This window comes from Phenylobacterium sp., from assembly GCF_037968635.1.
In the GTDB taxonomy this organism is placed as follows: domain Bacteria; phylum Pseudomonadota; class Alphaproteobacteria; order Caulobacterales; family Caulobacteraceae; genus Phenylobacterium.
The window spans coordinates 1-25,226 of the sequence record NZ_JBBKVV010000104.1 but is presented as its reverse complement, the minus strand read 5'-3'; the positions used below and the strand labels follow the sequence as shown (position 1 = coordinate 25,226).

The following is a 25,226-nucleotide window of genomic DNA, read 5'->3' as shown; positions in this document are numbered from 1 at the left end:
CACGCAGGCACCCAAACAAGGATGCCTTTATGTCAAACCTCTACTGGTTGACCTTCAGGATTGCCCAAGTCGGCAATCACACCGCCCGCTATGACGGCCTAACAGGCGCCGTTGGCAGCATCGCCACCATGCCGTGGTGGGTCGAGCCTACGTCGTTCATCCTCTTCCAAGCTCAGCAGAATATCGATGAAGTCGCCGCCATCATCAGTGGTGAGATCGACGTCAGTACCGACCTCGCCCTGCTGGGTATGCCGCTCTTCAAGAGCGCTCGGGCTATCGGCGCAATCACCGATCAGGACCTCTTCAAGATGATGCCCTTCACGAAGTGGGCTTGATCGGGGAACACGCTGACGCCCAGACGGCGCGCAATCCAAAGCGCAAGACGGAGCCTTAGGTGTCTCATTTCATTTTCGGCGCGGGCTTCGGCTCGCGCCCCTTCTTTGGATCTCGCGGTTGCGGCGGCGTTGCCAGCATCCGCTTCACGACTTCGTCGCGACGGCGAGCGGCTTCCTCTTCCGAGATGTCGTCTTGGCTGTCCGTCACGCTAGCCCCTTCCGCACCGTGAAAGTTCAGTTATGCCATAGCCCATGAATGTTCGGGACTGGGATAGCTTCATACGCAGGGGTCGAGGCAGAACTATCCAGCTAGCGCAGCTGTCTCCCAACCTAACCGAGCACCTAGGCGCGGCTTCCAATGTCGTGCGGATAGAACACTCGTACGCGGTGAAGTGCGTTCAGGAGCACCAACTTCTTCCGAACCATTTTCCGATGCTGGACGAAACGATTGATCAGGGAGCTGTCGTGCGCGACGGCGACCAACATCTCGTCTTCCTGCACTTTGATGAGTACGTCTGGAACAAGTGGTTTCGCGTGACGGTCAAGCGCTGCAACGAAAGGCGCTTGCTGTTCGTGGTCACGTTCCACAAGACGGAGTGGCCGCAGGTGCGGAGCAAGATGCGCCGCTTTCCGGTCTTGCGAGACTTGAAGAAGTGAGGGGCGGCCGAAGCCGCCCCCTAGTGCGTGGTGGGGACTCCATATCGTTGTCCCCCACAAAGCTCACCCATCTCAGAAGAGCCCAACGTTAAAGCTCTAAGGACAGGGCTACGGCCTGGAGATTCACCGCGTCGCACGCAACTCCAAAAGGTAATGAGTCGGTAAAGGTTTCCCTACCGAAAAATCTAGCGAGCGCCGGCCTGTCCGAATCAGTCTAGGGCCGCCGACGTGGTATCTCAAGTGCATAAGTGCCCACGATGAGACTTGGAGTGTAGCTTGAGCGTGCGGAAGAGATCGTCGCCGGGCGCGCCGGTCTTATGGGGATTTGCGTTTTTCTGGTCAGAAAAGGTGAGTTTGCATGGCGCGTATGCCGAACGGGGAGCCGCGTTCCGTCCCCGACATTAATGACGAAGACTATGACGAGATGATCCGCCGTCAGGCCGCGAACAATGCGCGGGCGGCGGGTGAGCCTGAAATGAAGTCGGGAAGCGGTGGCCGGATTGGCCATCCCGGCGAACTGGAGTCCCTTATCCCAGTGTGGGGATCTGGCCGTGAGGCGTTGGCGGATTTCGAAGACGGCGACTATATCGGAGCCGGCCTGAATGGAGCGCTGGCGGTGTCCGATCTGGCTGTCGCAGGCTCGCTTGGCAAAGGACTGGTGAAGGGCGGGGTCTTCATCGCAAACAAGGCGACTAGGCGGGCGGCTCCTTACGGGTGGAAAGGGAATGTCCGAACCTGGATGGGCGAGCAGAAGTTTCTGAAGCCTGGCCAGCACGGCCACCATTGGGCGATCCCACAAAACGAGGGCTGGGGTAAGGCTGTTCCGGATTTCATCAAGAACCAGCCCTGGAACATCAAGCCGATGCCAAGCCCGCAGGTCCACGGGCGTATCCACGGTCGATACGGCGGTCAGCCGCAGTTCAAGCCGGCGCAACGCTACTGGTACGGAACGCCGGCTTGGTCGAAGTGGGCGACGGGCTCGGCCGTCGGTCATCCGGCCATGGGGGCCGCAGAGCAAGGCAGGCGCTCGAAGTGACGGGCCTTCCTTTCAAGTACCCCTTGTTGGCGTTCGGCAAGGACGTTGGCGGCCACGCGATCGCGGGACGCGAGCGGCTTGCGTGGTTTGGATCGGACGAAGATTTCTCGACGGGCACGCAGTGGGACATCAAGCACGATGCTCGACGCGGCATGATCCTGGTCGACGCGACGGGGCGAAGCTGGGAGGTCGTCGGCGTCAGGAATCTCGGGATTGTTGGATCCTTCCTGGGCCGCATCGTCAGGTTCGTATTCCAGCAGAGCAACTATGCGCTCGAACACGAACTCGCGGAGCGGCCGCCAATGTCGCTGGAAGTCGCGAAGGTGCGAATCTGTGCGTCGATCAAAGCCAATCCAGACGCCTGGCGTGACGACGAGGCGATCGCTGGGGAGAACGGGGAACCGCAGGAGGAGTCCAAGCTCCTCACCCGGATGCTTGCCCGCGTTCATAGGGTGAAGACCTTCAGGGGGCTGCGCGGCGCAGTGGAGTCGTAGGACATCAGCCTGACGCGCGTGAAAACGCGTGAACCTCCGTCCAATCTGCATTGACGAGTTGGCGGGATTATATATCGTCATCTGGCAATATAGCTGGATGACGATATATGCAGGCGGCGACGCAACAGATGGATCTCGTGTTCGGCGCCCTGGCCGATCCGACGCGGCGGGCGATCCTGGCGCGGTTGGCGGACGGGGAGGCGACGGTGAACGAGCTGGTGGCGCCCTTCGACCTCAGCCAGCCGACGATCTCCAAGCACCTGAAGGTCCTGGAAGGGGCTGGGCTGGTTTCGCGAGGGCGGAACGCGCAGTTCCGGCCGGTGCGGCTGAACGCCGAGCCCCTGGCCGAGGCCGCCCGCTGGATCGGCGATTACCGCCGGTTCTGGGACGAGAGCCTCGACCAGCTGGAAGCCTATGTGAAGGACCTGCAGGCCAGGGGCGACGCGTCGTGAACCGCGTGGACCGGCGGCGGGTTCTTGGGGCGGGGGCCTTGCTGGGGGCCGGATTGGCGACGAAGGGATTTGCCATGGAAACCGCGGCCACCGGCTACGCCGGCGTCGACGGCCTGAAGGTCTATTACGAAGTCCATGGCGGGCCGCTGGCCGGGCGGAGGCCCTTCGTGCTGCTGCACGGCGGCATGATGACCATTGAGACGGCTTTCCCCGACGGCTTCCTGGCGCGTCTGGCGAGGGATCGTCCGCTGATCGCCGTCGAGCAGCAAGGGCACGGCCATACCGCCGACCGTGACACAGCCCCGAGCCTGGACCAGATGACCGCCGACACGGCGGGTGTCCTGGCCCACCTGGGGGTGAAGTCGGCGCACCTCGTCGGCCACAGCCTGGGGGGCATGGTGGCCATGAACATGGCCGTCCGTCGCCCAAACCTGGCGCGGACGGTCAGCGTCGTCAGCATCAGCTACACCCTGGATGGCTATCAGCCCGAACTCGTGAAACTGCAGCGCGATCCGACCCACCAGCCGTCGCCCGAACTCGTGGCGATCCTGCCGACGGAGGCGGACTTCGCCTCATGGCAGGCCAGCTACAGGCGCACCGCGCCCGATCCCACCGCCTTCGAGCGCGTGCTGGCCAAGACCAACGCCATGCTCAGCGCCTGGACCGGCTGGACGCCCGACCAGCTGAGGGCGGTCAAGACCCCGACCCTGCTGGCCATCGGCGACAACGACTTCGTGCGCATCGACCATGCCGCCGAGATGGCCCGGCTGATCCCCGGCGCGCAGCTCGCCGTCCTGCCTGACACCACTCACATGAACATCCTGACCCGCGGCGCCTGGCTGGAGCCGATGATCGCCGCCCGTATCGGAGAGGCCTGATGAGCGAACCCGTCGCCGATCGCGAGATCACCATCACCCGCGTCATCGACGCCCCGGCCGCCCTGCTGTTCGAGGCCTATTCCCGGGCTGAGCACATCATGAAGTGGTTCGGCCCGGTCGGCTGGCCGGTGACCCTGGCGGAGATCGACTTCCGGGTCGGTGGCCAGTTCAAGTTCGCCATGACGGGGCCTAGCGGGGTGCAGAACGACCCGTTCGGCGGGACCTATCTGGAGATCGTTCCGGACAGGAAGATCGTCTACGACAACGGCTTCAACTTCGAGAAGATGATGGTGGTCACCGTCACCTTCGATGAGGTGGACGGCAAGACGAAGCTCACCATGCACACGGTGTTCGCCTCCGACGAGATGGCGAAGATGCACATCGGCGGTGGCTTCGAAGAGGGGACCAACTCCGGCCTGGATCAACTGGAGGATCTGGTCGCCGACCTGGCCTCACGGATCGGCGGCGGTTAAAGGCCAAGCTCCTCTGGGCAAGTGGGGATTGGGCGCCTATGTGGAATGTCGCCCGGCGCTGGACCGGAGCCTGAAGCCTCAAGGACCACCCATGCCTTCGCTCTTCGATCCGCTGGTCGTCGGTGACCTGACCCTGCCCAACCGGGTGATCATGGCGCCGCTGACCCGCAGCCGCGCGGGCGACAGCCGCATCCCCAACGCCCTGATGGCCAAATATTATGAGCAGCGGGCCTCGGCGGGCCTGTTGATCTCCGAGGGCGTGCCGGTCGATCCGATGGGTGTGGGTTATGCCGGCGTCCCCGGCGTCTGGTCCGCCGAGCAGACTCAGGCTTGGCGGCAGGTCACCTCGGCGGTGCACGCCGCGGGCGGACGCATCTTCATGCAGATATGGCACGTGGGCCGCATTTCCGATCCGACCTTCCTGGACGGCCGTGCGCCGGTCGGTCCCAGCGCCATCGCCGCCAAGGGTCACGTCAGCCTGCTGCGCCCTGAGCGGCCCTATCCGACCCCACGCGCCCTGGAGACCGGCGAGGTCCAGGACGTGGTGGAGGCCTTCCGCCTGGGCGCCCAGAACGCCCAGAAGGCCGGCTTCGACGGGGTCGAGCTGCACGGCGCCAATGGCTACCTGCTCGACCAGTTCCTGCAGGACAGCTCCAACCAGCGCACCGACGAGTACGGCGGCTCCATCGCCAACCGCGCCCGGCTGATGCTGGAATGCGCCGACGCCGCCGTCTCGGTCTGGGGATCAGATCGGGTGGGCATGCACCTGGCGCCTCGCGGCGACGCCCACAGTGTTGGCGACAGTGACCTCGCGGCCACCTTCACCCACGTCGCCACCGAACTGGGAAAGCGAAAGCTGGCCTTCCTCTGCGCCCGCGAGGCGGAGGGGCCCGACAGCCTGGGGCCGCAGCTGAAGAAGGCCTTTGGCGGCGTCTATATCGCCAACGAGAAGTTCACGGGCGCCACCGCCCAGGCCGCTCTCGACGCCGGCTGGGCCGACGCCGTGGCCTTCGGCAAGGACTTCCTGGCCACCCCCGACCTGGTGGAACGGCTGCGCACCGGCGCGCCGCTGAACCGGTGGGTTCCGGCCACCTTCTATACGCCCGGCGCCGAGGGCTACACCGACTACCCGGCCCTGTCGGAGATGCAGACCGCCGGTTGAGCCGAGGCGGTCAGTGAGGGCGCGGCCCCGGTATCTGGCCTGCAAGGTCGCGTTGGATGGGGGAGCGCGCGCCGCACCGCGGCGAGTGACGTGGATGAAAGTTCATCTTCCGCCGATCGTTTGGTGAGGACAGCTTGGCGGTCGCCCGCCATTCTGCACCGACAAATTTCCAAGGGGGCGTGGATGCGCAGTCAATTCATGTGTGCGGCGGCTGTGGCCGTTCTGCTGGTCGCCGGAACCGCCGGCGCGGCGGTCAAACCGGAATTCGGCGAGGTCGGTCTCGACCTCGCGAGCATGGACAAATCCGTCGCGCCTGGGGACGATTTCTTCGCCTACGTGAACGGTGGGTGGCTGAAGAGCACGACCATCCCCGCCGACCGCTCCAACTACAGCGACGTGGCGCGCCTGCGCGAGCAGAGTCTGGCCAGGGTGCGTGGCATCGTCGAGGACGGCGCCAAATCTCCGGGCTCAGCCGATGCGAAGAAGTTCGGTGAATTCTACGCCAGCTTCATGGACGAGGCGGCCATCGAGGCGGCCGGGATCACCCCGCTGAAGGCCGACCTGGCGATGATCGCCGCGGTGAAGACTCCCCAGGACCTAGCGAGAACCATGGCGGCCCTGGAGCGCAAGCAGCGCCCCTTCGGCTACGGGTCTCCCCAGCCCAGCTTCCCGGTCTATCCGGCCGTGGGCATAGACGCCAGGGACCCCACGAAGGGCTCTTCGGAACTGGTGCAGGGTGGCCTGGGCCTGCCGGATCGCGACTACTACCTGACCGACGATCCGAAGTTCGCCGCGGCCCGGGCGGCCTACAAGACCTACCTCACCCAGATCTTCACCCTGGCCGGGTTTGCGGACGGCGCGGCGCGCGCCGATCGGATCCTCGCCTTCGAGACGGCCCTGGCCAAGGTTCACTGGAACCGTGTGGATTCCCGCGACGCCGACAAGGTCTACAATCCCATGACCCCGGCCCAACTGGCGGCCGCCGCGCCGGGCTTCGACTGGAAAACCTATCTCGAGGGGGTGGGATTTGGCGCCCGGCCGGTGCTGATCCTCAACCAGACCTCGGCCATCACCGGCTTCGCGAAGCTGGCCGGCGAGACTGACCTGGAGACCTGGCGCGACTACCTGGCTTCGCGCCTGATCAATGACGCCGCGCCGGTCCTGCCCAAGGCCTTCGTCGAGGCCGACTTCGCTTTCCACGGCAAGGCGCTCACCGGCACGCCGGAGCTCAACGCCCGCTGGAAGCGCGGCGTCGGCGCGGTGAACCTCGCCATGGGCGACGCGGTGGGCAAGGCCTATGCGGCCCAGTATTTCCCCCCGGAAGCCAAGGCCAAGATCGAGGACCTGGTGGGAGAGGTGAAGGCCGCCTTCGCCCGCCGCATCGACCGCCTGGACTGGATGGCGCCGGAGACCAAGGTCCGCGCCAAGCTCAAGCTCGCCAATCTGCGTGTCGAGGTGGGGTATCCCGAAAAGTGGCGGGACTATTCGACCCTGACGGTGGTGCGGGGCGACCCCTTCGGCAACAGCCAGCGGGCGGCGGCGTTCGAATACGCCCGCAATCTTGCGGAAATGGAAAAGCCCGTGGACCGCGCCCAGTGGTGGCTGACCCTGACGCCCCAGACGGTCAACGCCTTCAATGCCGGGCCGCTGAACAAGCTGGCCTTCCCGGCCGGCTTCCTGTCGCCGCCCTGGTTCGATCCGGCCGCCGACCCGGCGGTGAACTACGGCGCCATCGGCTCGGTGATCGGCCACGAAATCAGCCACAGCTTCGACGATCAGGGCTCCAAGCTCGACGAACAGGGGCGGCTGATCACCTGGTGGACGCCGGCGGACCTCAAGGCCTTCGAGGCCTCCACCGGCAAGCTGGCCGCGCAGTATGACGCCTATCAGGCCCTGCCGGACCTGAAGCTCAACGGCAAGCTTACTCTTGGCGAGAACGTCGGGGACCTGGGTGGCGTGGCCGCGGCTCTGGACGCCTACCACGCCAGCCTCGGCGGCAAGCCCGCCCCGGTGATCGGCGGGCTGACCGGGGACCAGCGGTTCTTCATGTCCTTCGCCCAGAGCTACCGCAACCTGATGCGCGAGCCCTTCCTGCGCCAGATCATCGCCACCGACCCCCATGCGCCGGGCCAGTTCCGGGCCTATGAGGTGCGCAACTTCGACGCCTGGTATACGGCCTTCGACGTCAAGCCGGGCCAGAAGCTCTATCTGGCGCCTGCGGATCGGGTCCGTATCTGGTAAGGCGGGCGGGAGCCGCCCCCGCGCGGCTCCCCTCGTTCGCCGCCTGAGACCCAATGCCCGTGCCGTTTTCCCCCCATCGCTTGTCCATTGCCCCCATGATGGACTGGTGAGATTGTTGAGTAATATCAACTAATTGTCGGGGTTGGGGTGCAAATCTAGCGCATTCATGTTCCGGTTCTCTTTCGCTTTCGTTCTCCCTAGGGGGGCCGATTGAAAGCGTCCTGATCCCACATCAGCGCCCATTCCACGCGATTTCCGCGCTACGTTTCCGACGTTGCGACGGAGTATCCAACAGCTTCAGCCATCTAGCTGCCGCTGAGGTACGCAACTTCCGCTGAGGGCTCATCGCTGACCTTGGGAACGTCCGCTTCCCGGCAATGGCGATATCTCGCCAGTCAGTGCGGGTGCTTCTTCGACGGCGCCGGGCGCAAAACGATTGCCTAGCCTTGATCCAGACCAGCCTCCTGCCCAGTGGCCGCACCGCTCTGGCCCGCATGTTGAACGCGGCGCTTAGCCCAACCTGACGCGTCGTCGCCGAGGGTTCGCCGTTCGGGATGAATGACCGCCTCAGGGCGCGCGGCTATCGCTGGAGCGGCACAAGGCCGCACGCCCCAAGGCCTGGTTCATCGACCTCGCCGAGGCCGACTGCGAAACCGAACTGGCCCGCCTTGCCCAAGAGATCTACGGCTACGATACGGTCTCTCTCCCCGCCGGATCACCGCCTTCGATTGGTTCTCCGAGCGGGCCTGAAACTGCAACCCACCGTTCAGCGCCGACGCGGCCCAAAATTCATCGGCGCGTCATAGCCGCCCGCGTCCTGCGCGTCGGCGGCCAGAACATCCAAGGCCTCGCGGCGCGCCTGGTCGCGGCGGTGACGATAGGCGGCAAGGTCCTCGGCGCGCACCCGGCGGTGAGCGCCAACCTTGTGGGAGGGCAGGTCGCCGCGATCGATCAGGCGCACGAGGTACTGGCGCGACACATTGAGCGTGTCGGCCGCCTCTTGGGTCGTCAGCTCGGTGTGGCTGGGCAGGACGGTGACACTGGCGCCGCCCGTCACCATTTCCGCGACCGTTTCTAGGACACTCACCAAGGCGGGAGACAGTGCGATTGAATAGCCATCGCCGCGCGCTAGGCACAGCCGGCCAGGCCCGCCAGCCGCGCCCAACAACAGGTCCGACAGCTGCGCAGCCATCTGGCGATCGTCGAACGACAGCACCGCCGGCACCGCGTGGCGAGCCAGCTTGTCGATCTTTCTGGAGGCAGTCGTGCGGGTCATCATCGTCAGGTGCGGTATAAACGCTACAAACGCAACCAAGGCTCCCCCTTGGCCGATCCCCCAGTCAGCACCGGGAGCACATGGTCAGCACAGCCGAGCACCCGATCACCGCCAGCACATCGGGATAGACTATTACCCGTGCTAGATCAGTAGCTTACGCGACCCGATAGGCACAAACAAGCCAGGCCACCATTCGAGTTGCCCTTGATGTGACAAGCTCGCAATCACTTCTGACATCAATGCGCCAGGTTAAATGGGCTGAGTGCATATCTACGTCGCTGACTCTATTGATGTTTCATTCTATAAGCCTACCAATCAGCGGAATTTATGTCCGCCTCAAAGGAGCCCTCCCATGCCGAGCGTGAAAGGCAAGGCCATCCGCGATCGCGACGTCGAGCTGCGCGACAGTCTGTTCCCTGACGCCGAGGCGCGGATGTGGGATCGCAACCGCTTCCATGGCTTCACCACCATGCCCAAGACCATGCCCTATATCTGCCGGATCCTGGACGAGCTGTCCAAGGGCCAGCCGTTGTCGGACACCTATGTCGCCTTGTGGTGCGCGACCTGGGACAACGCCTTCGTGCGCCTGGGCCGCATGCCGGACCTGGCCTTCGCGGCTGGGTTCGCCGGACAGCGCGGGCCCCGAACCTTCCAGGATCGCCTGCGTCGCCTGGTCGATCTCGGCTTCGTCGAGGTCGCGCCCAGCGGGGCGCACGCCATGGGCCTGGCCTTCCTGCCCAACCCGCACGCGGTCATCGTCTCGCTCTACCAGGCCAAGACTGATCCGAGCGGCGACCCGGCCTTGAAACTAAAGGCCGCCGGCCTGCAGGCGGCGACCTACAATGCCTTCGTGGAACGCGCGCAGGAGCTGGGTGCCACCGACGTGGCCGCCAGCCTACGGGCCTCGCGCGAGCCCAAGACGGCCAAGCCCGCGCCGAAGTCCAAGCTCGCCCAGATGCTCGCCAACCCGCAGAAGGCCAAGACCGGGCCCAAGTCCGCCGCGACCGCCGAAGAGCTCCTGTCCAAGCCCTCCGAAACGGCCCTGAAGCCTGGTGGCCGTCGGCCGCTGATCCGAAAGGCCAAACCCCAGTGATCGTCGCTGTCCTCGACGCCGATGTCCTTTATCCGTTGCCCCTGCGCGACACCCTTCTGTCGGCGGCGGCGGCCGGCTGTTTTCAGCCGCGCTGGAGCGTGTTCATCGTCGAGGAAGCTACCCGCAACCTGGTGGCGGACGGCCGCCTGACCGCCCCCAAGGCCAAACGTCTTCGCGCGACCCTTGATCTTCAGTTCGAGGACGCCTTCGTCGAGGGCCACGAGCCCCTGATCCTCACCATGCCCAACCACGTCAAGGACCGCCACGTCGCGGCGTGCGCGGTCCAGGGCGGGGCCAGCCTGATCGTCACCAGCAACCTTAAGGACTTCGCCAAGCTGCCGCCCGGCGTGACCGCCATTAGCCCGGACGACTTTCTCTGCCTGTTGCTGGAAAAGACGCCTCAAGCCCTGGCGGTCGCTCTGACCGCGCAGGTCGCCCGGCTAAAGAATCCACCGATGACCTTGGAGGTTCTCCTAGACCGTCTCGCCGAGCTGACGCCCAGTTTCGTCGCCGCCTGGAAGGCGTCGTCCAAGATCTAGGCGCTCACGGTCTCGAGGCGCATGGGCCAAGTGCTCACGCGAACCCTGGAGCGATCACCGCTTTCGGCGACAGGATCGTCAGCCGGTGGGTCGCCCGCGTCAAGGCGACGTACCAGTCCTTGTTGTTCATGTTCGTCGAGTGGATGACCACGACGTTGGCAAACTCCAACCCCTTCACCAGGAGCGTGCTGCCGACGCTATAGTAGGGGATCTGCCGACCCGCGTGTCGGATCTTCGTCTGCACGTGCCACAAGGCTTCCGACAGATCTGCGGCATCGCCCGCCACCTTCATCCTCAGCGCCGAACGCATTGAATATAGCATTTCACGGCGGAAGACGACCGTCATCGCCTGGGCGGCGAACCCATCGACCAAGGCCAGACAGACCTCATCATCCGCACCATGGTCGAAGGCCACGCCAAGCTCGACAAGGTCCCCGAACTTGGCGCTACCGAGCTTGCCGCCAGCCTTGCGCGACGCGACGGCCTTGAGAAACTCACCCTTCGCGACGCCGGACATGCATTGCTCGAGGAACGCCAGGAGCGCGACCAGGCGCCTTGGCCCCGAGGTCGCCGCCAGCCTCTTGGCCGCGGCATACACCGTCTTGCACTCGATGGGCTCGATGTTGGAAAAGCCCTGTCGGCCGAGCTTCTTGGCGATCAACGCCCGTCCATTGAGGTTGGCCGGATCGGCGATCACCACCAGGTTTCCCTCGCCTTTCATCGCCTTGAGGCAGGTGGAGACAATTTTTGATTGGCGTGGCCCGTCCTGGTCAGGCAACCATTCCCAGGTCACGCAAGCGGGTCGGGCCGCAAGATCCAGCGGGCGTCCAGCCTCGAGGACGGGGCGCACCGTTTCTAGCCAATTGGCCATCTCGGCGTTTCCATGCCGATGCCATCGCCAGGGTTTGGTCAGGGTCGAAAGCTGGGGAAACCGCGCAAACACCTCGCCGCGCCAATCGACGGGCGTCTGCCCAAAATCAAAGATCGCCTGCAGGGGATCACCGAACACGCAGACGGGCAGCACTTTCGACAGAGCCGCGAAGACCTGATGCTGAGCGCCGCCGCAGTCCTGGTACTCGTCGACGAACACACCGCAGTAGGAGACCTTCAAAACCTGGGTGACAGCACCGCTCTCCAGCAACGCGATCGCCCCAGCATAGACCGCTGTCCAGTCTTGATCACCCTTGGGCGTGGCCACTTTCAGCCCGGACCGGCGCGGATAGGCGGCCGCGTAGCGCAGGCACCAGCCCGCGATGGTGTCGATGGCGTACTGGCTGGTCGACACCCCTTTCTCCCGCATACGCTTGCGCAGGGCGTCGACCCCGGCGTGGGTGTGGGTGAGGATGAGCCGCCGTCCCTGGCTCAGGACGGTGGCGTTGACGATCTGCTCCGTCTTGCCGCAGCCGGCCGCCGCCACGATCGACCCGGCCTGTACCCTGCAGATCCTGGCGGCCAGGTCGTCAACGTGCGGATCAGCCATCGACCCACGCGCGCAGATGAGACAGATGCTTGGCCAAGGGTGTGGCCGGGATGTGCTTCAGGCACGGATACACCAGCGCCGCGAGCCGTTCGCCGCGCGGAATGGTCTTGAACCAGGACTTCTCGCGCGCGGTGAGACCAAGCGCGGCGCGGACTTGAGGTGTATCGAGGCTGACCGGAAGGCTCAGATCCACCGGTTCGGCGAGCTTCATGGACTTGCAGGTCGCCCGAAGGGTCGCCAGCACGCTGTCTTCGGTGTTGCACTGGATTGCCAGCCCCACCAAAGCGTCCACCGTCGCCCACGGGACATCACGGAAGAGGCGCTCTTCGGTCGAGCAGTCGTCTCCCCATTCCAAGACCACGCCGCCAACCGCTTCGACCTTGGCCACGGATTCTTGAGACGGCGGTTTGTCGGAGTCGAGCAGGGCCAAGCACTCGTATCCCAAATCGAGCAGGGACTGGGTCAGGGTCACGGCGTTAGGGACGCCGCCGCCGTCGATCGCCACCACGCCGCGGAGCGCGAAGGAGTCTCTGCCGTCCGCGATCCAGCAAGCGTCCAGACCGCGCAACAGGCCACATTCCGTCCGGCCCTCGCCGACCAGGATGCGCCTCGCCAGGAAGGCTTCGGGCGACGCGCGCAGCTGGCGCTGGGCGATGTCCGGGGTCGCGGCGGCCTGTTCAACTGACCGCACCTGGGTTCGGCCCTCATGGGAGCGAACGGCGTGGATGTCGCCTGCGTCGAGTTCGCGGATCACGACGTTGGAATGGGTGGTCAGGAAGGTCTGCGGCGCGGCGGTGCCAGCCTTGGCGGCCTCATCCTCCAGCGCCGGCGGGTTGCGGAGATATTTCAGCAGCCGGGCGATGCGGTGTGGCTCAAGGCCATGTTCGATCTCATCGACCAGGGCGATATGAGACCCGCCGGCATTGTGCTGCAGGGCCGAGACGATCAACCGCGAAGACCCGGTGCCCAAGGTGCGGAGCGGCAGGTCGCCGTCATGGAGAACGACGCCGCCGGAGGTGATCGCCGAGCCTTGGACATCGAGTTCGGCGGTAAAGGCCTGCCGAACCCGGACCGAGAAGTGCTTGCCCAACTTCTCGGCACGAGCTGTGGGGATGGCGAACACGTCCTTATTGCTGGTCTTGAACGCCGCGCGGGCGGCGCGGCTGGCGCTGGCCAGCTGCTCGCTCATCCGCCCGCCTTCGCCGATGCGATTGAGGATCGATTGTCGGCCCCAGCCCAGATGCCGCTCGGCGTACGGACCCAGCCGCGTCGTCGCCAGCTGCTGCGCATCCTTGTAGCGCAAGGACGGCGGATCGCCGTCCTCGGCCAAGCGATCATTATAGATCGCCCAGCGCCCTTCGAGGGTCGATGGATCAATCTCGACCCGAACCGACAACGCCTCCATCAGCCCATCGCCCGGTTCGTCAACGAGCTTCGCGGCCGTCTCGTCCCAGCCGCGCAGATGCAGCCCGTAGCGCGTATCGATGCAGAACTCGGCCGGAATGCCGACCAGAGTCACCGTCACCCTGACGGGGAGATCGAAGTTGAGATCGTGGAAGTCGGTGTCATCGCCCAGATAGTTTGACCGGGGATTGAGGGCCAGCTCGATCGCATCGAGGATTGTGGTCTTGGTGGAATCGCCAGGCCCAATCAGGCAGTTCATGCCAGGCGAGGGCTGCCAGTCGAGCGTCCCAATGCCGCGGTAGTTCTGGATTTCGACCCTGACGATCCGCACGGCGATCCTTTTGATTACGAGGTCGGCGGGCGGTCGCGATCTAGTCGTTGCCCGCGAGCGGCCCACGCTGCCGCGTAGCATCCCGCCCAACGCTAAAGCTGAGCGAAAACCGGTGCAAGGCGCGTCTCGAAACCTGATCTAGACGCCGTTGATTGAGCCAGAGCCGACATTGCTGCACGCCAACGGATCGCCATAGATGTGGAGGGTGTGAGCATGACACACCGCATCGCTTTGCCCTCAACGCCGAGGACTTCGCGACCTTCCGCCGAGAGAGCGAATTTCCTGGCCACACCATTGGGCCAGCGGCGCATTATGAACCTCAATTCGAAGGCGTCCTTGTTCGTGGCTTGGACGGGGATTTGAGCTTCCTCATGACACAGCTCAATGGCGTCGCCGGCCACGGCCGCATCCAGTTCTAGTTCCCGTTGGCTTGGGTCCGGTTGGGTTCACTGCTTCAGCGTCTGAAAGGGTCTAGCCGTTGAAGCGCCGCGCCGGCCGTTTGGGACGAAAACCTCTGAGCTTGCCAAGATGCCGGGCACCGCAGGCTGAGTCGCCGCGGGAGGAGACGCCTAGACCATGGACGCCCGGGAAAAGCAGATCCCGCCACCAAAGCACTGGCAGGCCTTCGAGGATTTGTGCTTGGCGCTGTTCCGGGCAGTCTGGTCCGACAAGCTGGCGCAGAAGAACGGTCGCGGCGGCCAGGCCCAGGCCGGTGTCGACGTCTGGGGGGCTCCCGCCGGGCGTGACGAGACTTTCTTCGGCGTCCAGTGCAAGGGCAAGGACGGAACCTACGGCACCAGGGCCACGATCGCCGAGGTCAGACGCGAACTGGCCAAGGCCGAAACTTTCGCCCCGGAGCTCAGCCACTGGACCTTCGCCACCACCGCGCCTGCCGACGCCAAGCTGCAGGAAGCCTTACGCGAGATTTCGGCAGCGCGCGTCGCCGGGGGCGCCTTTCCGGTCCGTATTCTCGGCTGGGAGGATATCTGCGGCCTTCTCGTCGCCCACCCCCAGGTGCTCGACCAGTTCTATGGCGAGCTTGGCCTTGATCTCTCGGCCCTCGCGCCCGCACTCAAGGCGGTCTCTGCCGACGAGATCAGGGGCCTGCGGGAGGACATCAAGCACCTGGCCCAGGCGCCGTCCCCCGCGCCAACCCATGCCTACTGGCGACGAGTGACCTTCGCGCAGTCGCGAGATCTTGGCCCGGCGCTGATGGGGCGAGGGCTCGGCCCGTCAGACGTCTTGGCCTGTCCAACCTTGCCCGAGGCTAACGCAGCGGTCGCCGATCTTCGCCGCGCGTACTCTTCTCGCTTGGAAGGCCAGCCAGGCGCGGGCAAGTCGGTCTGCGCCTGGCAAGCAGCCAAGGCCTTCGCCGACGACGGTTGGAAGGTGTTCCAGATGACCGATCCTCGGGCTCCGGTCATCGACTGGCCGCCCGCCGCCGGCAAGGTACTCTGCCTCATCGACGACGCTCACCTAACTGCCCCGCATCTCTTGGCTTTGGCCGAGAGCGAGACTCGTCAGGACCGACTGCTGCTGTCGACCCACAACGCCTTGGGCCACGGCGGGGCCGGCCGCGGCGCGATCGTCATGGACCCCAAGCGCGCGGTCCAGGTGATCGCCGCCGAGCTGCGGCGCGACCGGGCCGCGACCCTAGCGGCGGTCCGGAGCGCCGATAGCCGGATAGGGGACAAGCCGTTCGAAGAGTCCCTAGACCGCCGCCTAGACTTTGCCGAGACCCATGCCGAGCTCCCCTGGCAGTTTTGCTTCATTCTCGGCGGCGGGGAGGCGAGAGCCTCGGATGCGGCGCGGGCCGCACGAGCCAAGGGCGCGGACCTCGTGCTGGCCGCCGCGGCCATGTGCCAACTGGCCTCTCGCGACGCTAGGCCCGAACGGGCCGAGTTCGAGGTCTTGCTCGCGGTCGCAGGGCTGCAGACGGGAACCATCGACAACGCGATTGACTGGCTGGTTGATGAACGGCTGCTCCTGGGCCCTTCGGACCTGCGCACACCTCACCAGCGGTTCGCGTCGGTGGCCATCCGGCGGATCATGGCTTTGCAGGAGGGCGAGGAGCGGCAAGCCTTTAGTCGCCTCCTCGATGCGACGCTCGGCGATCCGGTCCATCCGCTCGCCGGCCTTCGGCTGTTCCTGGACGAGATGCGTCAGGTCCGTTGGGACAATCAATGGCTCTACGAGATGGATCCGGAGGTCGAGAAGCGGCTCGTGGCGCGATGCTGGGCCGCTAAGGATCCTGAAGAGCGAACCTTCGCCAGCCTGATCCTGGTCGAACTTCACTACCTAAACCAGACACCGTTCGAGATCCTCTTGGCCGACGGCCTTGAACTTCTACCGCGCTGGATCGAGGCGCCGTTGGAGCCAATGGGCTACGGGGTTCGCCGGCTGATCAATGCCATGCGTGACAGCTCTGCCATCGTGGAAGCCCTTTTCGAGGCCGCCGATCCGGAGAAGGCGGCCGCGAGCGTGTCGGCCGCCGCACCTCAGAGTGCATACCACCTTGGCGAATACATCAGCTTCACGGGCAACGCATGGCCAGAGGCCTGGAAAGCCAGGTTCAGCGCCGCCGTGGACCGAGAAGCGCTGAAGCGATTGGGGCGTGAGTGGCCGCAGGACGTCTGGATCGGCGCCTATTCCAATCTCACCAAGTCGACCGGATGGTTTGACGAGGATCTGGGGCTCGACATGGTCGAGGCCGTGACGCCTATGGCTGTGACGCTCCTGAAGGCTAGCCCAGTCGACACCTTTCACCAGCTCGACGACATCGCCCACCAGACCTTGAGGATTCTCGACATCCTCGGCGCCTATACCGGAAAGTATGCGCCTCGCGCCCGTCATAAGGCGTTGGCCGCCCGGCTGTGCGAGGGCTTCGAGCCGGCGGTTCTGGCGGGGCAGCTGTCGGCTACCGAGACCCGTAATTTCCAGCAAGCCGGTTACCTGCTGCTCTTCCTGAGCAAGGCTGCGCCGAAAATCTATGAGGCGACCGTCCTGGCGTTGGACTGGAAGCAACTGGGAAACACCATCGGCGAGGATTGGTCGCATCTCTTCCGCGAGGCCGAGCACTTGCTGGGGATCTGCTGTCGCGGCAAGCGGCCATTGGCCGCCATCAGGGCTGTGATCGGGGAGCGGGCCGACGAGATCAATGTCATGCCCGCGCGGCTCGCGGTGATTGCTCCCAAGGTCGCGTTACAGCATCTGGAGGCCGGCAGAGCAATTGAGTTTGGCCACCACTGGAGCTTCACGTTCGGTGTGCTTGGCTATGTCGCCCAGGACCGGCGCGAACTTTTCGGGCCGGCCTATGCCTGCGCGAAGAAGAACCTCGTCAAGGCCCTGACTGAGGGGCCCGCAAAGGATGAGCCTCATTTCGTATCGGTAGTGAGGCTTGTTCGGACCATCGCGCCCGAGACATTCGACGCTACGCTCGCAGAGCTCGACCTCGCCAAGCTCGAACCCAATCTTCGCAAGGGTCTGAAGGCGGGCGGGACCCCACGACGCGCCGCAGCCCTACTGGTCGAGACGGCGCTGACACGTAAGGACGGGCTGGGCGATCTCGCTCGGCGGCTGCGGCAGTCCTATCCTGGCACTTCCAAGCCAAAGGCGAAGGATCTGGAACCTTACGAGCCCTGAGGAAAAAGTCCGCGGTGCCTGGACTTTCGTTTTCGCCGGATTGTGGGAAAGGCCGAGCGGGAGAGAGGCGGCGCGAACGGCGGGTGATGGCCTAGGCCGCAGCGGGCCCCCCTCACTCAGCCTGTTACAAAAACGTCGCGTGCCCGCAATCTGAACGTCCGGTTTCCGGAGGCGCGCCAATGTCGGCTGCTGGCGCACAAGCGACCTATTCGGCAGCGATCTGCGTTTCCAACGCTTCTAACCGCTCCTCACAAACGGCTGTGACCGCTGTCTTTAACGCTGCCACCCGCTGACCGAGCCACTCCAACTCGTCCGCCGTGACTTTGAAGTGCCGCGAGTAGCGCGCCTTGATGTACGCCGCGCGCAACAACTCGAAGCAGCGCTTTTCAAACTTTGTGTCGAAGGCCCAGACGGCGATCAGGCGAGGGTCAAGTGGCTCGGCCAGATTTCGAAGGCGCACTAGATTGTGGGACTTTGGTGTGTAGAGGGTTAGAACCAGCAGAACGCAGTTGTAGAAATGCTCCGCCGCCTGATGCATTTGGAAGGCTGCGTTTTTGAGCCTACCTTTCGAAACCGCGTAGGTAGCCTGATCCTCGAAGTCTGCGGCGCTCTCCAGCCATTGGTCGAAATACCCCTTCGCTTCGTCGAGCGCCGTTGCTGGGGCCAGATCCTTCGGAGTGGTGAGAGGGTGACCTGGGACGTCAAGCAGCAGGACGCCGTCGCGGACGATATCGACGAAGAAGTAGCGACCACGCTCAAGCTGGTGGTTCACATCCTGCAGGCTGTGGACGATGAAGTTGACCGGTGTCCGAAGGACTTTGCCAGCCGACAGCTCCTTAAGCAGGCGAGCCTCAGCGATATCCCAGAACTCAACCGTGTCGGCTAGATCGTCGTCGTCCACCACCACGAGTAAGTCAAAGTCAGAGAAGTAACGTCCGACCGGATCCTCGACCCAGTCCCCGCGAGCATACGATCCAAATAGGATGATTTTCAGGATCTTGCCGTTCTTCAGACGGTCGACCTTTCGATCCGCAACTGCCTTTGCAAATGATGCCGCCAGGATCTCCACGACGAGTTCGAGCTCGCGTCGCTTGCCCGCCGGTAGGTGATCCAGACTGGTCTTCATCTCATGTATGTCGCCTGAGCCGGGGGAGGTGACAAGCTGCTCCCGGTCCAATCGCGAGTTGCGGTCGTCAGTCCGACTATGCATCGAAGAGGCCCGCAAACTGCTGGTCCCGATAGTAGCGAACCTTCTGCGCCACCACGGGCGACATGCCAGGGCGCAGGAGTAGCAACTCTTCCTGACCCAGACGCATCACCTCGTCGGGCGTCATGAGGTCTCGGCGACTGAGGTTGAGCGTCGTTGTGGGCGTGTAAGACCGCCACCAAGGTCGGGACTCCGGCCGTTCCGCCCACGACATCGTGTTGAACACTTCCGTCGCTGCGCCAAGGGTGCGGGACACCCAGGTCGCGGTGTCGATGTCAGCGACATTGAAGACCTGGATCAGGCCAGCGTTGGATAGGAAACTTCCAGCCTGTTCTCCGTACAGGCCCTTCAATTGATGGAGGTCCTGCAGGATCGCCCAGAGTTGCAGGCCGTAGCCGGCCATCAGTGCGAAGGCACGCTCGACAGGTTCGACGCGTCCCAACGCCGCAAACTCGTCAAGCATCATCAGAACGGGATGCGGTGGTGGCGCATCCTTCGCCTGCGTCTGCGCCAACTCACCGATCGCCTGGACTACCAACAGCCGCAGCCAGCGAGCATGCGTCGCCAGGCGCTCCGGTGGCAGCACCAGGAAGACGCTGGTTGGCCCTCGCTTGAGATCGCTAAAAGCAAAGTCGGACTTCTGCAGCACCCGTACCATGCGCGGGCTGTCGAGGAAGTGGGTGTGCCTCTGAGCGGCCGACAGAACGCCCGCGCCCTCACGTTCACTCTTGCTGAGATGCCGGTTGGCGGCGCGGGCCACGAGACCGCGAGCAGCGTAGCTACCTTGCATGTCAAAGAGCGCCTGATCGAACTTCTCAGGCGTGGTAGTGAGGAGGGCGCGAACCGCTGCAAGCGACCGGTGGGCGGGAGATCGGTTCGTCACAATGTGGAGAATGAGCCCGGCGATGAGCGCGCGGGCCTCCTCGTTCCAGTGCGCCTCACTCACCTGGCCGGGCGGGTCGTAGACCAAAGCATCGGCGATCATTGCCGCGTCTTCCGCTAGGTCGACACCGGCCGGGTCCAACCGGCTCAGTGGATTGAACGCCGCGCAGGGCTCACCCGAGATTCCAAACGGATCGAGGACATGCACTGGGCCGCGCAACGCACGTGCGCGAGCCGTGATGCGGGCGTTCTCGCCTTTCGGATCGATGCAAAGGATCGAGTAGTCCGTCGTGAGCAAGTTCGGGATGATCGCGCCGACGCCCTTGCCAGATCGGGTCGGTGCAATTGTCAGCAGGTGCGCGGGTCCGTCGTAACGCAAAAGTTCCCCGCGTCTGTCGCGACCGACAATGAGGCCGCGACTCACCCCGAGGGTGGCCCTGGTGATCTTGGCGCCTTGAAAGTGCGCCGAACCATGGACGTCCGACCGAAGCGGTCGGTTCTTGAACCGCCACCAAAGATAGCCAGAGAATGCGCCGAGAACCTCTCCGGCCACCTGGAGCGGAAGCAGCCAGGCTGGCCAAATGGGGTGTCCAGCGAACCGCGCCGCATAGAGCGCGATGTTCATGAGCAGGCTTCCACCGAAGAAGCCGACGATCAGCCAAACGGCTAGTCGCAAGTACTTCATGGCTCGGTCCGATCTCGCTCGGCAACCGCCATGGCGTGAGCCTGAAACGCCCGCCGGCCAGAGTGGCGCCAGTTGGCCAAGGCCGCCTGTCTCTGCTCCCCTGACAACATCTGGGCGACAGCTAGGAATGCGCCAAGCAATACGGCGCGGTCGTCGTCCGTGAGTTCGACCAGTCCCGCCTTCTGCACCAAGCCGCCGAGTTCGATCAGATGGCGTGTTCGTTCGCGCCGCGCCGCCATCCAGGTCCTTGTCTCAGTTCTGGCCTGCAAGGCTTCAGCTCTATGTTTCTGAGCCAGGGTGCGGCGTAGCGCTGTCAGTGTCCTGGCCAGCGCCCGCCCCAACGCGACGTGTGGCCGTCCGCCGAAAGAAGGCTTCTCCCTGTCGGCGCCACGTGGTGATCGCGGTCTCATCACGGGTCTTGGCCGCCGCGAGTAGGGCGCCGGCCAACACTTCAACCGACAGAGCGTCGGCTCCGGTGGCGATCGCCAGTTCCCCCAGCTGGCTCACCTTGCGGCTCTTCAGGCCCTTGGCCCGTTCGGCCAGAGCCTGCAGCTCGGCATCTATGTCTCGAGGTTTTCGCATGGCCAACTCCGCAGCTGTGCATGCGGAAGAGTTTCGCGCGCTCTCGCCTAGCGCGCGACGCGTAAGGCTACGGGCTCTGACCGGGTAGGACTGCGTATTCCCTGAAAATCCCGACCGACCGAAAGTCGGGAGGGCGCGCTTATACGTCGTGCCGACGTCGCTTTAAGATCAACCTGCGGGGAGCGCCGGGATGGCGATCTACCACTTCTCCGCCAAAGTCATCAGCCGGGCCAAAGGCTCGAGCGCCGTGGCTGCGGCGGCCTACCGCGCCGCCTCTCGTCTGCATGATGACCGGCTCGATCGCGCGCACGACTTCACCAACAAGGCCGGCGTCGTTCATTCGGAGATCCTGACGCCCGACGGCGCGCCGGAGCGATGGGCAGACCGCGCGACGCTGTGGAACGAGGTCGAGGTCGCGGAGAAGCGCAAGGATGCCCAGCTTGCCCGCGAGGTAGAGTTCGCCCTGCCGCGGGAGATTGGCCAGGCCGACGCCGTCGGCCTGGCGCGCGACTTCGTACAAAACGAAATTGTCCATCGCGGCATGGTGGCCGACCTCAACGTGCACTGGGACATTGGTGCGGATGGCGAAGCCAGACCGCATGCGCATGTGATGCTAGCCATGCGGGAGGCAACGCCTGACGGTTTCGGCGCAAAGGTTCGCGCCTGGAACCAGACAGAGCTTTTGGAACACTGGCGGGAGGCCTGGGAAGGCCACCTCAACCGGCGACTGGCTGAGCTCGATATCAATGCCCGTGTCGATCACAGGTCGTTGGAGGCGCAGGGAATTGACCTTGAGCCGCAGCATAAAATCGGCGCCGCGGGATCCCGTCGAGAGGGGAGAGGGGAGGACGCCGAGCGGGCGCAAGATCATCGCGAAATCGCCAGGCGAAACGGCGAGAGGATCATCGCAGAGCCGAGCATCGCATTGGAGGCGATCACCCATCACCAAGCCACCTTCACGCGGCAGGACGTGTCACGGTTCATCCACCGGCACACGGATGACAAAGCCCAGTTCGACCGGGCGCTTGCCGCTGTCTGGAGCGCGCCCGACCTGGGCTACCTCGGGCGCGATGGAGCCGGACAGGAACGCTTCACGACGCGAGAGATGGTCGAGGTCGAAGCGCAATTGGAGACGTCGGCAGCGGACTTGGACGTCCGCAATGGGCATCGTGTTTCGCCCGCCATTGCGAGGGAGGCTGCTCGGTACTCGGAAGGCCGAGGGCTGACTCTCTCTGCCGAACAGGCCTCCGCCCTACGCCATGTCACGGGCGACACCGATCTCGCCTTGGTCGTGGGGTACGCGGGTTCGGGCAAGAGCAGCATGCTCGCCGTGGCTCGGCGCGCCTGGGAAGGGGAGGGCTACAAGGTCCTTGGAGGCGCCCTCTCAGGTATCGCGGCGGAGAGCCTGGAGACGGGGTCGGGTATCAACTCAAGGACACTCGCGAGTCTTGAGCACGCTTGGGCGCGAGGTCGCGAATTGCTGACCGACAAGGACATACTCGTGGTCGACGAGGCAGGTCTTGTCGGTTCACGGCAGATGCAGCGTGTGCTCGGCGAGGCGCGCGATGCCGGCGCGAAGGTCGTCCTTGTTGGCGACCCGCAGCAGCTGCAGGCCATCGAGGCCGGAGCTGCATTTCGGGCGCTAGCCGAGCGTCATGGCGCAGTCGAGATCACCCAGGTTCGACGGCAGCGGGACGATTGGCAGAGGCAGGCCACCCGCGAGCTTGCAACCGGTCGTACTGACGTCGCGCTGGCGCGCTATGCGGAGGCTGACGCTGTCCATGCGCATGACGAGATAGCCGACGCGCGTACCTCCCTGATCGCCGGCTGGGCACGAGATCGACGGGAAGATTCCAACAGCTCTCAGATGATCCTCACCTACACTCGGAAGGATGTCGCGGCTCTCAACCAACTCGCGCGAGCGCAGGTGCGAGGAATGGGCGGTCTTGGCGAAGATCTGCCTGTCGAGACCGTGCACGGCGAGCGGATGATGGCGCAGGGGGACCGCGTGATGTTCCTGCGAAATGAGCGGTCACTCGGAGTGAAGAACGGGGCCTTGGGTGACCTTATCGAGCTAACCAAGTCAGGTGCGACTGTGCGCCTCCACGATGGTCGGTCCGTCACGTTCGACTTCAAGGACTACGCCGATCTTGATCACGGCTACGCGGCCACCGTTCACAAGGCGCAGGGGGTCACGGTCGATCGCAGCTATGTCCTCGCCACAGAGCACATGGACAGCCATGCCGCCTACGTGGCGCTCTCGCGCCACCGCCAGTCAGTCTCCCTGCACTACAGCCGACAGGATTTTTCCTCCGACGAGCAGCTTGCGAGCAGTCTCGGTCGCGAACGGCGAAAGGACATGGCGTCCGACTACCTCGGGTTTGGCGGCAACAGGGACGGTCAGACCGTGAACTCTGATCGGGGTTTTGGAAGCGCACTGCAGGCGTTCGCGAGGGCTTCTGGTGAGATCGCCCGGGCGCGATCCAGGGGCCGGGAGCCACGGCCTGAGCTTCAAGAGATGTTGGAGTTCAGCCGCGGGAAGCTCGAAGAAGCGCAGCCTGGATCCTCCAGAGAAATTTCGGCCGCCTTCAGCATTGATCCGACACTGCGCGAGGTGGCCGCTCGCGGCGCGACGGGTAGGGCCGTGCGTGGAATTGAGAACCTGCAGCGGGAGATGAGGCGCCCTCCAGAACGCGAACGCATTCGTGGCCGGGAGCAGGAGCGTGAGCGCCAGCGATGAGCTCGCTTCACGTGCTCCTATGGGCGCAGGAGCTTGGCGCAGTGCGCCAGGGCTTTGGACATGCGCCACTCTACCGTTTTCACCGAAATTCCCAGGTGCGAGGCGATCTCTTCGTAAGACAGGTTCGCAAACCGATTGAGAACAAGAACGTCTCGTTGGGCCGGCGGGAGCGATAGAACGATCTGCTTGAGCAGCAGAGCTTCGACCTGTTCGGCCTGGTTTACGAGTTGGCGAACGTGGCGAGCCTCCTCAAGCGATGTCACGCCGCGGCCGACACGCACCTTGGCGCGTCGCGCTCGATCGTATGCGAGGTTCGTCGCGATGCGGAGTAGCAGGGCCTTGGGATGCCGCACCACGTTTGAAGCTTGGTAGGCACGCACGCGCAGATAGGTCTCTTGAACCAGATCTTCGGCGCCATCGGCCCCAAATTTCCCACGGACCAAACGTTCCAACCAACCCGCATACCTGCGGTAAAGCTGGGACAGCGAATCCTCGGCGGCGCTTGCGCCCTTCTTCACGTCATCACGCGCGCTCATAGGCCCGCTCCTCAACTGGTGAGAGGGGCGTCGGGCGAACTGGCCCGTTGGCTGGAATCCACCACGTGAGAGCATTGTCTCTCGCCGAGGGGCGCGTGACATCCAGCAGTCGATGGTTTCATCCCTTCGGACGCCACCACGTGCTTCGATTTCTGCGAAGGGGATTCCACGCCCCTACCGACACTCACGCGTCGGCAGGAGGAGCCTGAATCAATTGATCTGGGAACGCAACTGTTGGATGCGTTCATGTGGGGCCGGGCGTTGGAATCCCCTCGCTGAGAGGCCTGCTACTTGGGGACGACCGCAACCGAATGGCGGACTTCCACCATTCCCCCGGCTCTAGGTCGGCTCCTATCTCACAGCGCCCGTGGACCACCACTAGGTTGAGTTCCCAGCGCTCGCAAGAGAGCGCCTGCCAAGTTTTCGATGCTGACGTGATGGTGTGGACGACCTCGACACCATCACGTCCCTGCGATTTCCACCTGGAATGGTGAGTCTTCTGGGCCGTGCTGCGGTTACCTGCCTCGCTGACCGATATAGTTTTGTCGCTCGATTAATGGAGCGCGCCTGAGAGTTCCCGGCGCAACTAGATCCCTATCCCCCGACCGCTATCCAGAAGATCACCGGGGCGCCTTACTCGAACGGCGCCCGCCACCCTTTTCGACGTTCATTGCCTCACCATTCTTGGGCAGGGCATATCCGGCGCATGCTACGGGGCATCCCAAACTGCACTGCCGCGGCGTTAGGTTAGGCAGTCACACCCCACATATTTCGCGGCTTCGGGGCGAAGACCGTTCCCGGAATCCTATCTCTCAACTCCCCTTGGGCTCTTACAGTGCGAAACCGGCCTAGCTGTTTGGTCCCAGAAGGAAGAATCCGGTTGTCAGTTTCCCCCACATTCAGGGACCAGCCACCTAGCACTGGTCCCTGCGCGCCGCGTCGGAAGCCTAATTCAAGCGTAGACGTCCCACGCCCGCAGTCGCGCCAGCCGAACCGCGATCTGAGTCCGCGGTGTTCCCGGGCGTGGTGCCGACGGCGGCCGTGAGCACGCTGTTGATGACATCCAACGCGTCTGCATAGCCGGATCCGCCGCCGCCGCCG

The 25,226-nt window shown here is 64.4% G+C and carries 21 protein-coding genes; 13 read left to right on the top strand and 8 right to left on the bottom strand.

Features of this window, described 5'->3' with window-relative positions:
* The first annotated feature begins 29 nt into the window (after positions 1-29).
* The 9 genes from AAC997_RS12405 (at position 30) to AAC997_RS12365 (ending at position 7,728) form a co-directional block, all read left to right on the top strand.
* Positions 30-335, top strand: coding sequence for a hypothetical protein (locus tag AAC997_RS12405; RefSeq protein WP_340646009.1), 306 nt, complete (start codon positions 30-32; stop codon positions 333-335).
* A gap of 432 nt (positions 336-767) precedes the next feature.
* Complete coding sequence (locus tag AAC997_RS12400) at positions 768-992, top strand: hypothetical protein (protein WP_340646008.1); 225 nt, start codon at positions 768-770, stop codon at positions 990-992.
* A 358-nt stretch (positions 993-1,350) separates the two neighbouring features.
* A complete protein-coding gene (locus tag AAC997_RS12395) occupies positions 1,351-2,028 on the top strand; it encodes a hypothetical protein (RefSeq protein WP_340646007.1) in 678 nt (225 codons plus the stop codon).
* Positions 2,029-2,054: 26 nt separating this feature from the next.
* On the top strand, positions 2,055-2,522 hold the full coding sequence (locus AAC997_RS12390) for a hypothetical protein (RefSeq protein ID WP_340646006.1): 468 nt from the start codon (positions 2,055-2,057) through the stop codon (positions 2,520-2,522).
* A 128-nt stretch (positions 2,523-2,650) separates the two neighbouring features.
* Positions 2,651-2,974, top strand: a complete 324-nt coding sequence (locus AAC997_RS12385) for a metalloregulator ArsR/SmtB family transcription factor (protein WP_340646005.1) — start codon at positions 2,651-2,653, stop codon at positions 2,972-2,974.
* A 74-nt stretch (positions 2,975-3,048) separates the two neighbouring features.
* Positions 3,049-3,852 (top strand): alpha/beta hydrolase, encoded by an 804-nt coding sequence (locus AAC997_RS12380; protein WP_340646004.1) that lies wholly within the window; start codon positions 3,049-3,051, stop codon positions 3,850-3,852.
* Positions 3,852-4,325: an SRPBCC domain-containing protein gene (locus tag AAC997_RS12375; RefSeq protein WP_340646003.1), complete on the top strand. Its 474-nt coding sequence runs from the start codon at positions 3,852-3,854 to the stop codon at positions 4,323-4,325. The genes AAC997_RS12380 and AAC997_RS12375 overlap by 1 nt, the downstream gene beginning before the upstream one ends.
* 91 nt (positions 4,326-4,416) lie before the next feature.
* On the top strand, positions 4,417-5,487 hold the full coding sequence (locus AAC997_RS12370; protein ID WP_340646002.1) for an alkene reductase: 1,071 nt from the start codon (positions 4,417-4,419) through the stop codon (positions 5,485-5,487).
* A gap of 183 nt (positions 5,488-5,670) precedes the next feature.
* A complete protein-coding gene (locus AAC997_RS12365; protein WP_340646001.1) occupies positions 5,671-7,728 on the top strand; it encodes a M13 family metallopeptidase in 2,058 nt (685 codons plus the stop codon).
* A 766-nt stretch (positions 7,729-8,494) separates the two neighbouring features.
* Here AAC997_RS12365 and AAC997_RS12360 read toward each other — a convergent pair.
* Entirely contained in the window at positions 8,495-9,007 is a 513-nt protein-coding gene (locus AAC997_RS12360; RefSeq protein ID WP_340646000.1) for a helix-turn-helix domain-containing protein, read from the bottom strand.
* A gap of 349 nt (positions 9,008-9,356) precedes the next feature.
* Here AAC997_RS12360 and AAC997_RS12355 point away from each other — a divergent pair, with 349 nt between their 5' ends.
* Together AAC997_RS12355 and AAC997_RS12350 are read left to right on the top strand one after the other, a co-directional pair.
* On the top strand, positions 9,357-10,097 hold the full coding sequence (locus AAC997_RS12355; RefSeq protein ID WP_340645999.1) for a hypothetical protein: 741 nt from the start codon (positions 9,357-9,359) through the stop codon (positions 10,095-10,097).
* The gene (locus AAC997_RS12350; RefSeq protein ID WP_340645998.1) at positions 10,094-10,636 is read left to right on the top strand and encodes a PIN domain-containing protein; all 543 of its coding nucleotides are present in this window, start codon (positions 10,094-10,096) and stop codon (positions 10,634-10,636) included. The genes AAC997_RS12355 and AAC997_RS12350 overlap by 4 nt, the downstream gene beginning before the upstream one ends.
* 34 nt (positions 10,637-10,670) lie before the next feature.
* On the opposite strand, the gene AAC997_RS12345 is transcribed toward AAC997_RS12350, so the two are convergent.
* On the bottom strand, positions 10,671-12,116 hold the full coding sequence (locus tag AAC997_RS12345) for a UvrD-helicase domain-containing protein (RefSeq protein WP_340645997.1): 1,446 nt from the start codon (positions 12,114-12,116) through the stop codon (positions 10,671-10,673).
* Positions 12,109-13,851, bottom strand: coding sequence for an AAA family ATPase (locus AAC997_RS12340; RefSeq protein ID WP_340645996.1), 1,743 nt, complete (start codon positions 13,849-13,851; stop codon positions 12,109-12,111). The genes AAC997_RS12345 and AAC997_RS12340 overlap by 8 nt, the downstream gene beginning before the upstream one ends.
* 576 nt (positions 13,852-14,427) lie before the next feature.
* On the opposite strand from AAC997_RS12340, the gene AAC997_RS12335 reads away from it, so the two are divergent.
* Positions 14,428-17,493: a hypothetical protein gene (locus AAC997_RS12335; protein ID WP_340645995.1), complete on the top strand. Its 3,066-nt coding sequence runs from the start codon at positions 14,428-14,430 to the stop codon at positions 17,491-17,493.
* Between the two features lie 205 nt (positions 17,494-17,698).
* Here AAC997_RS12335 and AAC997_RS12330 read toward each other — a convergent pair whose 3' ends face one another.
* The 4 genes from AAC997_RS12330 to traD all read right to left on the bottom strand — a co-directional run bounded on the left by AAC997_RS12330 (position 17,699) and on the right by traD (position 20,849).
* Positions 17,699-18,619 (bottom strand): HEPN domain-containing protein, encoded by a 921-nt coding sequence (locus tag AAC997_RS12330; protein WP_340645994.1) that lies wholly within the window; start codon positions 18,617-18,619, stop codon positions 17,699-17,701.
* 76 nt (positions 18,620-18,695) lie between these two features.
* Positions 18,696-20,267, bottom strand: a complete 1,572-nt coding sequence (locus tag AAC997_RS12325) for a type IV secretory system conjugative DNA transfer family protein (RefSeq protein ID WP_340645993.1) — start codon at positions 20,265-20,267, stop codon at positions 18,696-18,698.
* Complete coding sequence (locus AAC997_RS12320; protein WP_340646050.1) at positions 20,264-20,506, bottom strand: conjugal transfer protein TraD; 243 nt, start codon at positions 20,504-20,506, stop codon at positions 20,264-20,266. Before AAC997_RS12320 ends, AAC997_RS12325 begins: the two co-directional genes overlap by 4 nt.
* 40 nt (positions 20,507-20,546) lie before the next feature.
* Positions 20,547-20,849, bottom strand: coding sequence for a conjugal transfer protein TraD (gene traD, locus AAC997_RS12315; protein WP_340645992.1), 303 nt, complete (start codon positions 20,847-20,849; stop codon positions 20,547-20,549).
* Positions 20,850-21,039: 190 nt separating this feature from the next.
* On the opposite strand from traD, the gene traA reads away from it, so the two are divergent.
* Entirely contained in the window at positions 21,040-23,589 is a 2,550-nt protein-coding gene (gene traA / locus AAC997_RS12310; RefSeq protein WP_340645991.1) for a Ti-type conjugative transfer relaxase TraA, read from the top strand.
* Positions 23,590-23,606: 17 nt separating this feature from the next.
* Here the strand turns inward: traA and AAC997_RS12305 are convergent, their stop codons facing one another.
* On the bottom strand, positions 23,607-24,125 hold the full coding sequence (locus AAC997_RS12305) for an RNA polymerase sigma factor (protein WP_340645990.1): 519 nt from the start codon (positions 24,123-24,125) through the stop codon (positions 23,607-23,609).
* Positions 24,126-25,226: the final 1,101 nt, after the last annotated feature.

Bases quoted from the DNA above. Each gene is read 5' to 3' on its own strand.
- AAC997_RS12370 (WP_340646002.1), top strand. From the start codon at position 4,417: ATGCCTTCGCTCTTCGATCCGCTGGTCGTCGGTGACCTGACCCTGCCC.
- AAC997_RS12330 (WP_340645994.1), bottom strand. From the start codon at position 18,619: ATGAAGACCAGTCTGGATCACCTACCGGCGGGCAAGCGACGCGAGCTC.
- AAC997_RS12400 (WP_340646008.1), top strand. From the start codon at position 768: ATGCTGGACGAAACGATTGATCAGGGAGCTGTCGTGCGCGACGGCGAC.
- AAC997_RS12375 (WP_340646003.1), top strand. From the start codon at position 3,852: ATGAGCGAACCCGTCGCCGATCGCGAGATCACCATCACCCGCGTCATC.
- AAC997_RS12385 (WP_340646005.1), top strand. From the start codon at position 2,651: ATGGATCTCGTGTTCGGCGCCCTGGCCGATCCGACGCGGCGGGCGATC.
- traA (WP_340645991.1), top strand. From the start codon at position 21,040: ATGGCGATCTACCACTTCTCCGCCAAAGTCATCAGCCGGGCCAAAGGC.
- AAC997_RS12355 (WP_340645999.1), top strand. From the start codon at position 9,357: ATGCCGAGCGTGAAAGGCAAGGCCATCCGCGATCGCGACGTCGAGCTG.
- AAC997_RS12405 (WP_340646009.1), top strand. From the start codon at position 30: ATGTCAAACCTCTACTGGTTGACCTTCAGGATTGCCCAAGTCGGCAAT.
- AAC997_RS12325 (WP_340645993.1), bottom strand. From the start codon at position 20,267: ATGAAGTACTTGCGACTAGCCGTTTGGCTGATCGTCGGCTTCTTCGGT.
- AAC997_RS12335 (WP_340645995.1), top strand. From the start codon at position 14,428: ATGGACGCCCGGGAAAAGCAGATCCCGCCACCAAAGCACTGGCAGGCC.
- AAC997_RS12365 (WP_340646001.1), top strand. From the start codon at position 5,671: ATGCGCAGTCAATTCATGTGTGCGGCGGCTGTGGCCGTTCTGCTGGTC.
- traD (WP_340645992.1), bottom strand. From the start codon at position 20,849: ATGCGAAAACCTCGAGACATAGATGCCGAGCTGCAGGCTCTGGCCGAA.
- AAC997_RS12320 (WP_340646050.1), bottom strand. From the start codon at position 20,506: ATGGCGGCGCGGCGCGAACGAACACGCCATCTGATCGAACTCGGCGGC.
- AAC997_RS12380 (WP_340646004.1), top strand. From the start codon at position 3,049: ATGGAAACCGCGGCCACCGGCTACGCCGGCGTCGACGGCCTGAAGGTC.
- AAC997_RS12360 (WP_340646000.1), bottom strand. From the start codon at position 9,007: ATGATGACCCGCACGACTGCCTCCAGAAAGATCGACAAGCTGGCTCGC.
- AAC997_RS12305 (WP_340645990.1), bottom strand. From the start codon at position 24,125: ATGAGCGCGCGTGATGACGTGAAGAAGGGCGCAAGCGCCGCCGAGGAT.
- AAC997_RS12395 (WP_340646007.1), top strand. From the start codon at position 1,351: ATGGCGCGTATGCCGAACGGGGAGCCGCGTTCCGTCCCCGACATTAAT.
- AAC997_RS12345 (WP_340645997.1), bottom strand. From the start codon at position 12,116: ATGGCTGATCCGCACGTTGACGACCTGGCCGCCAGGATCTGCAGGGTA.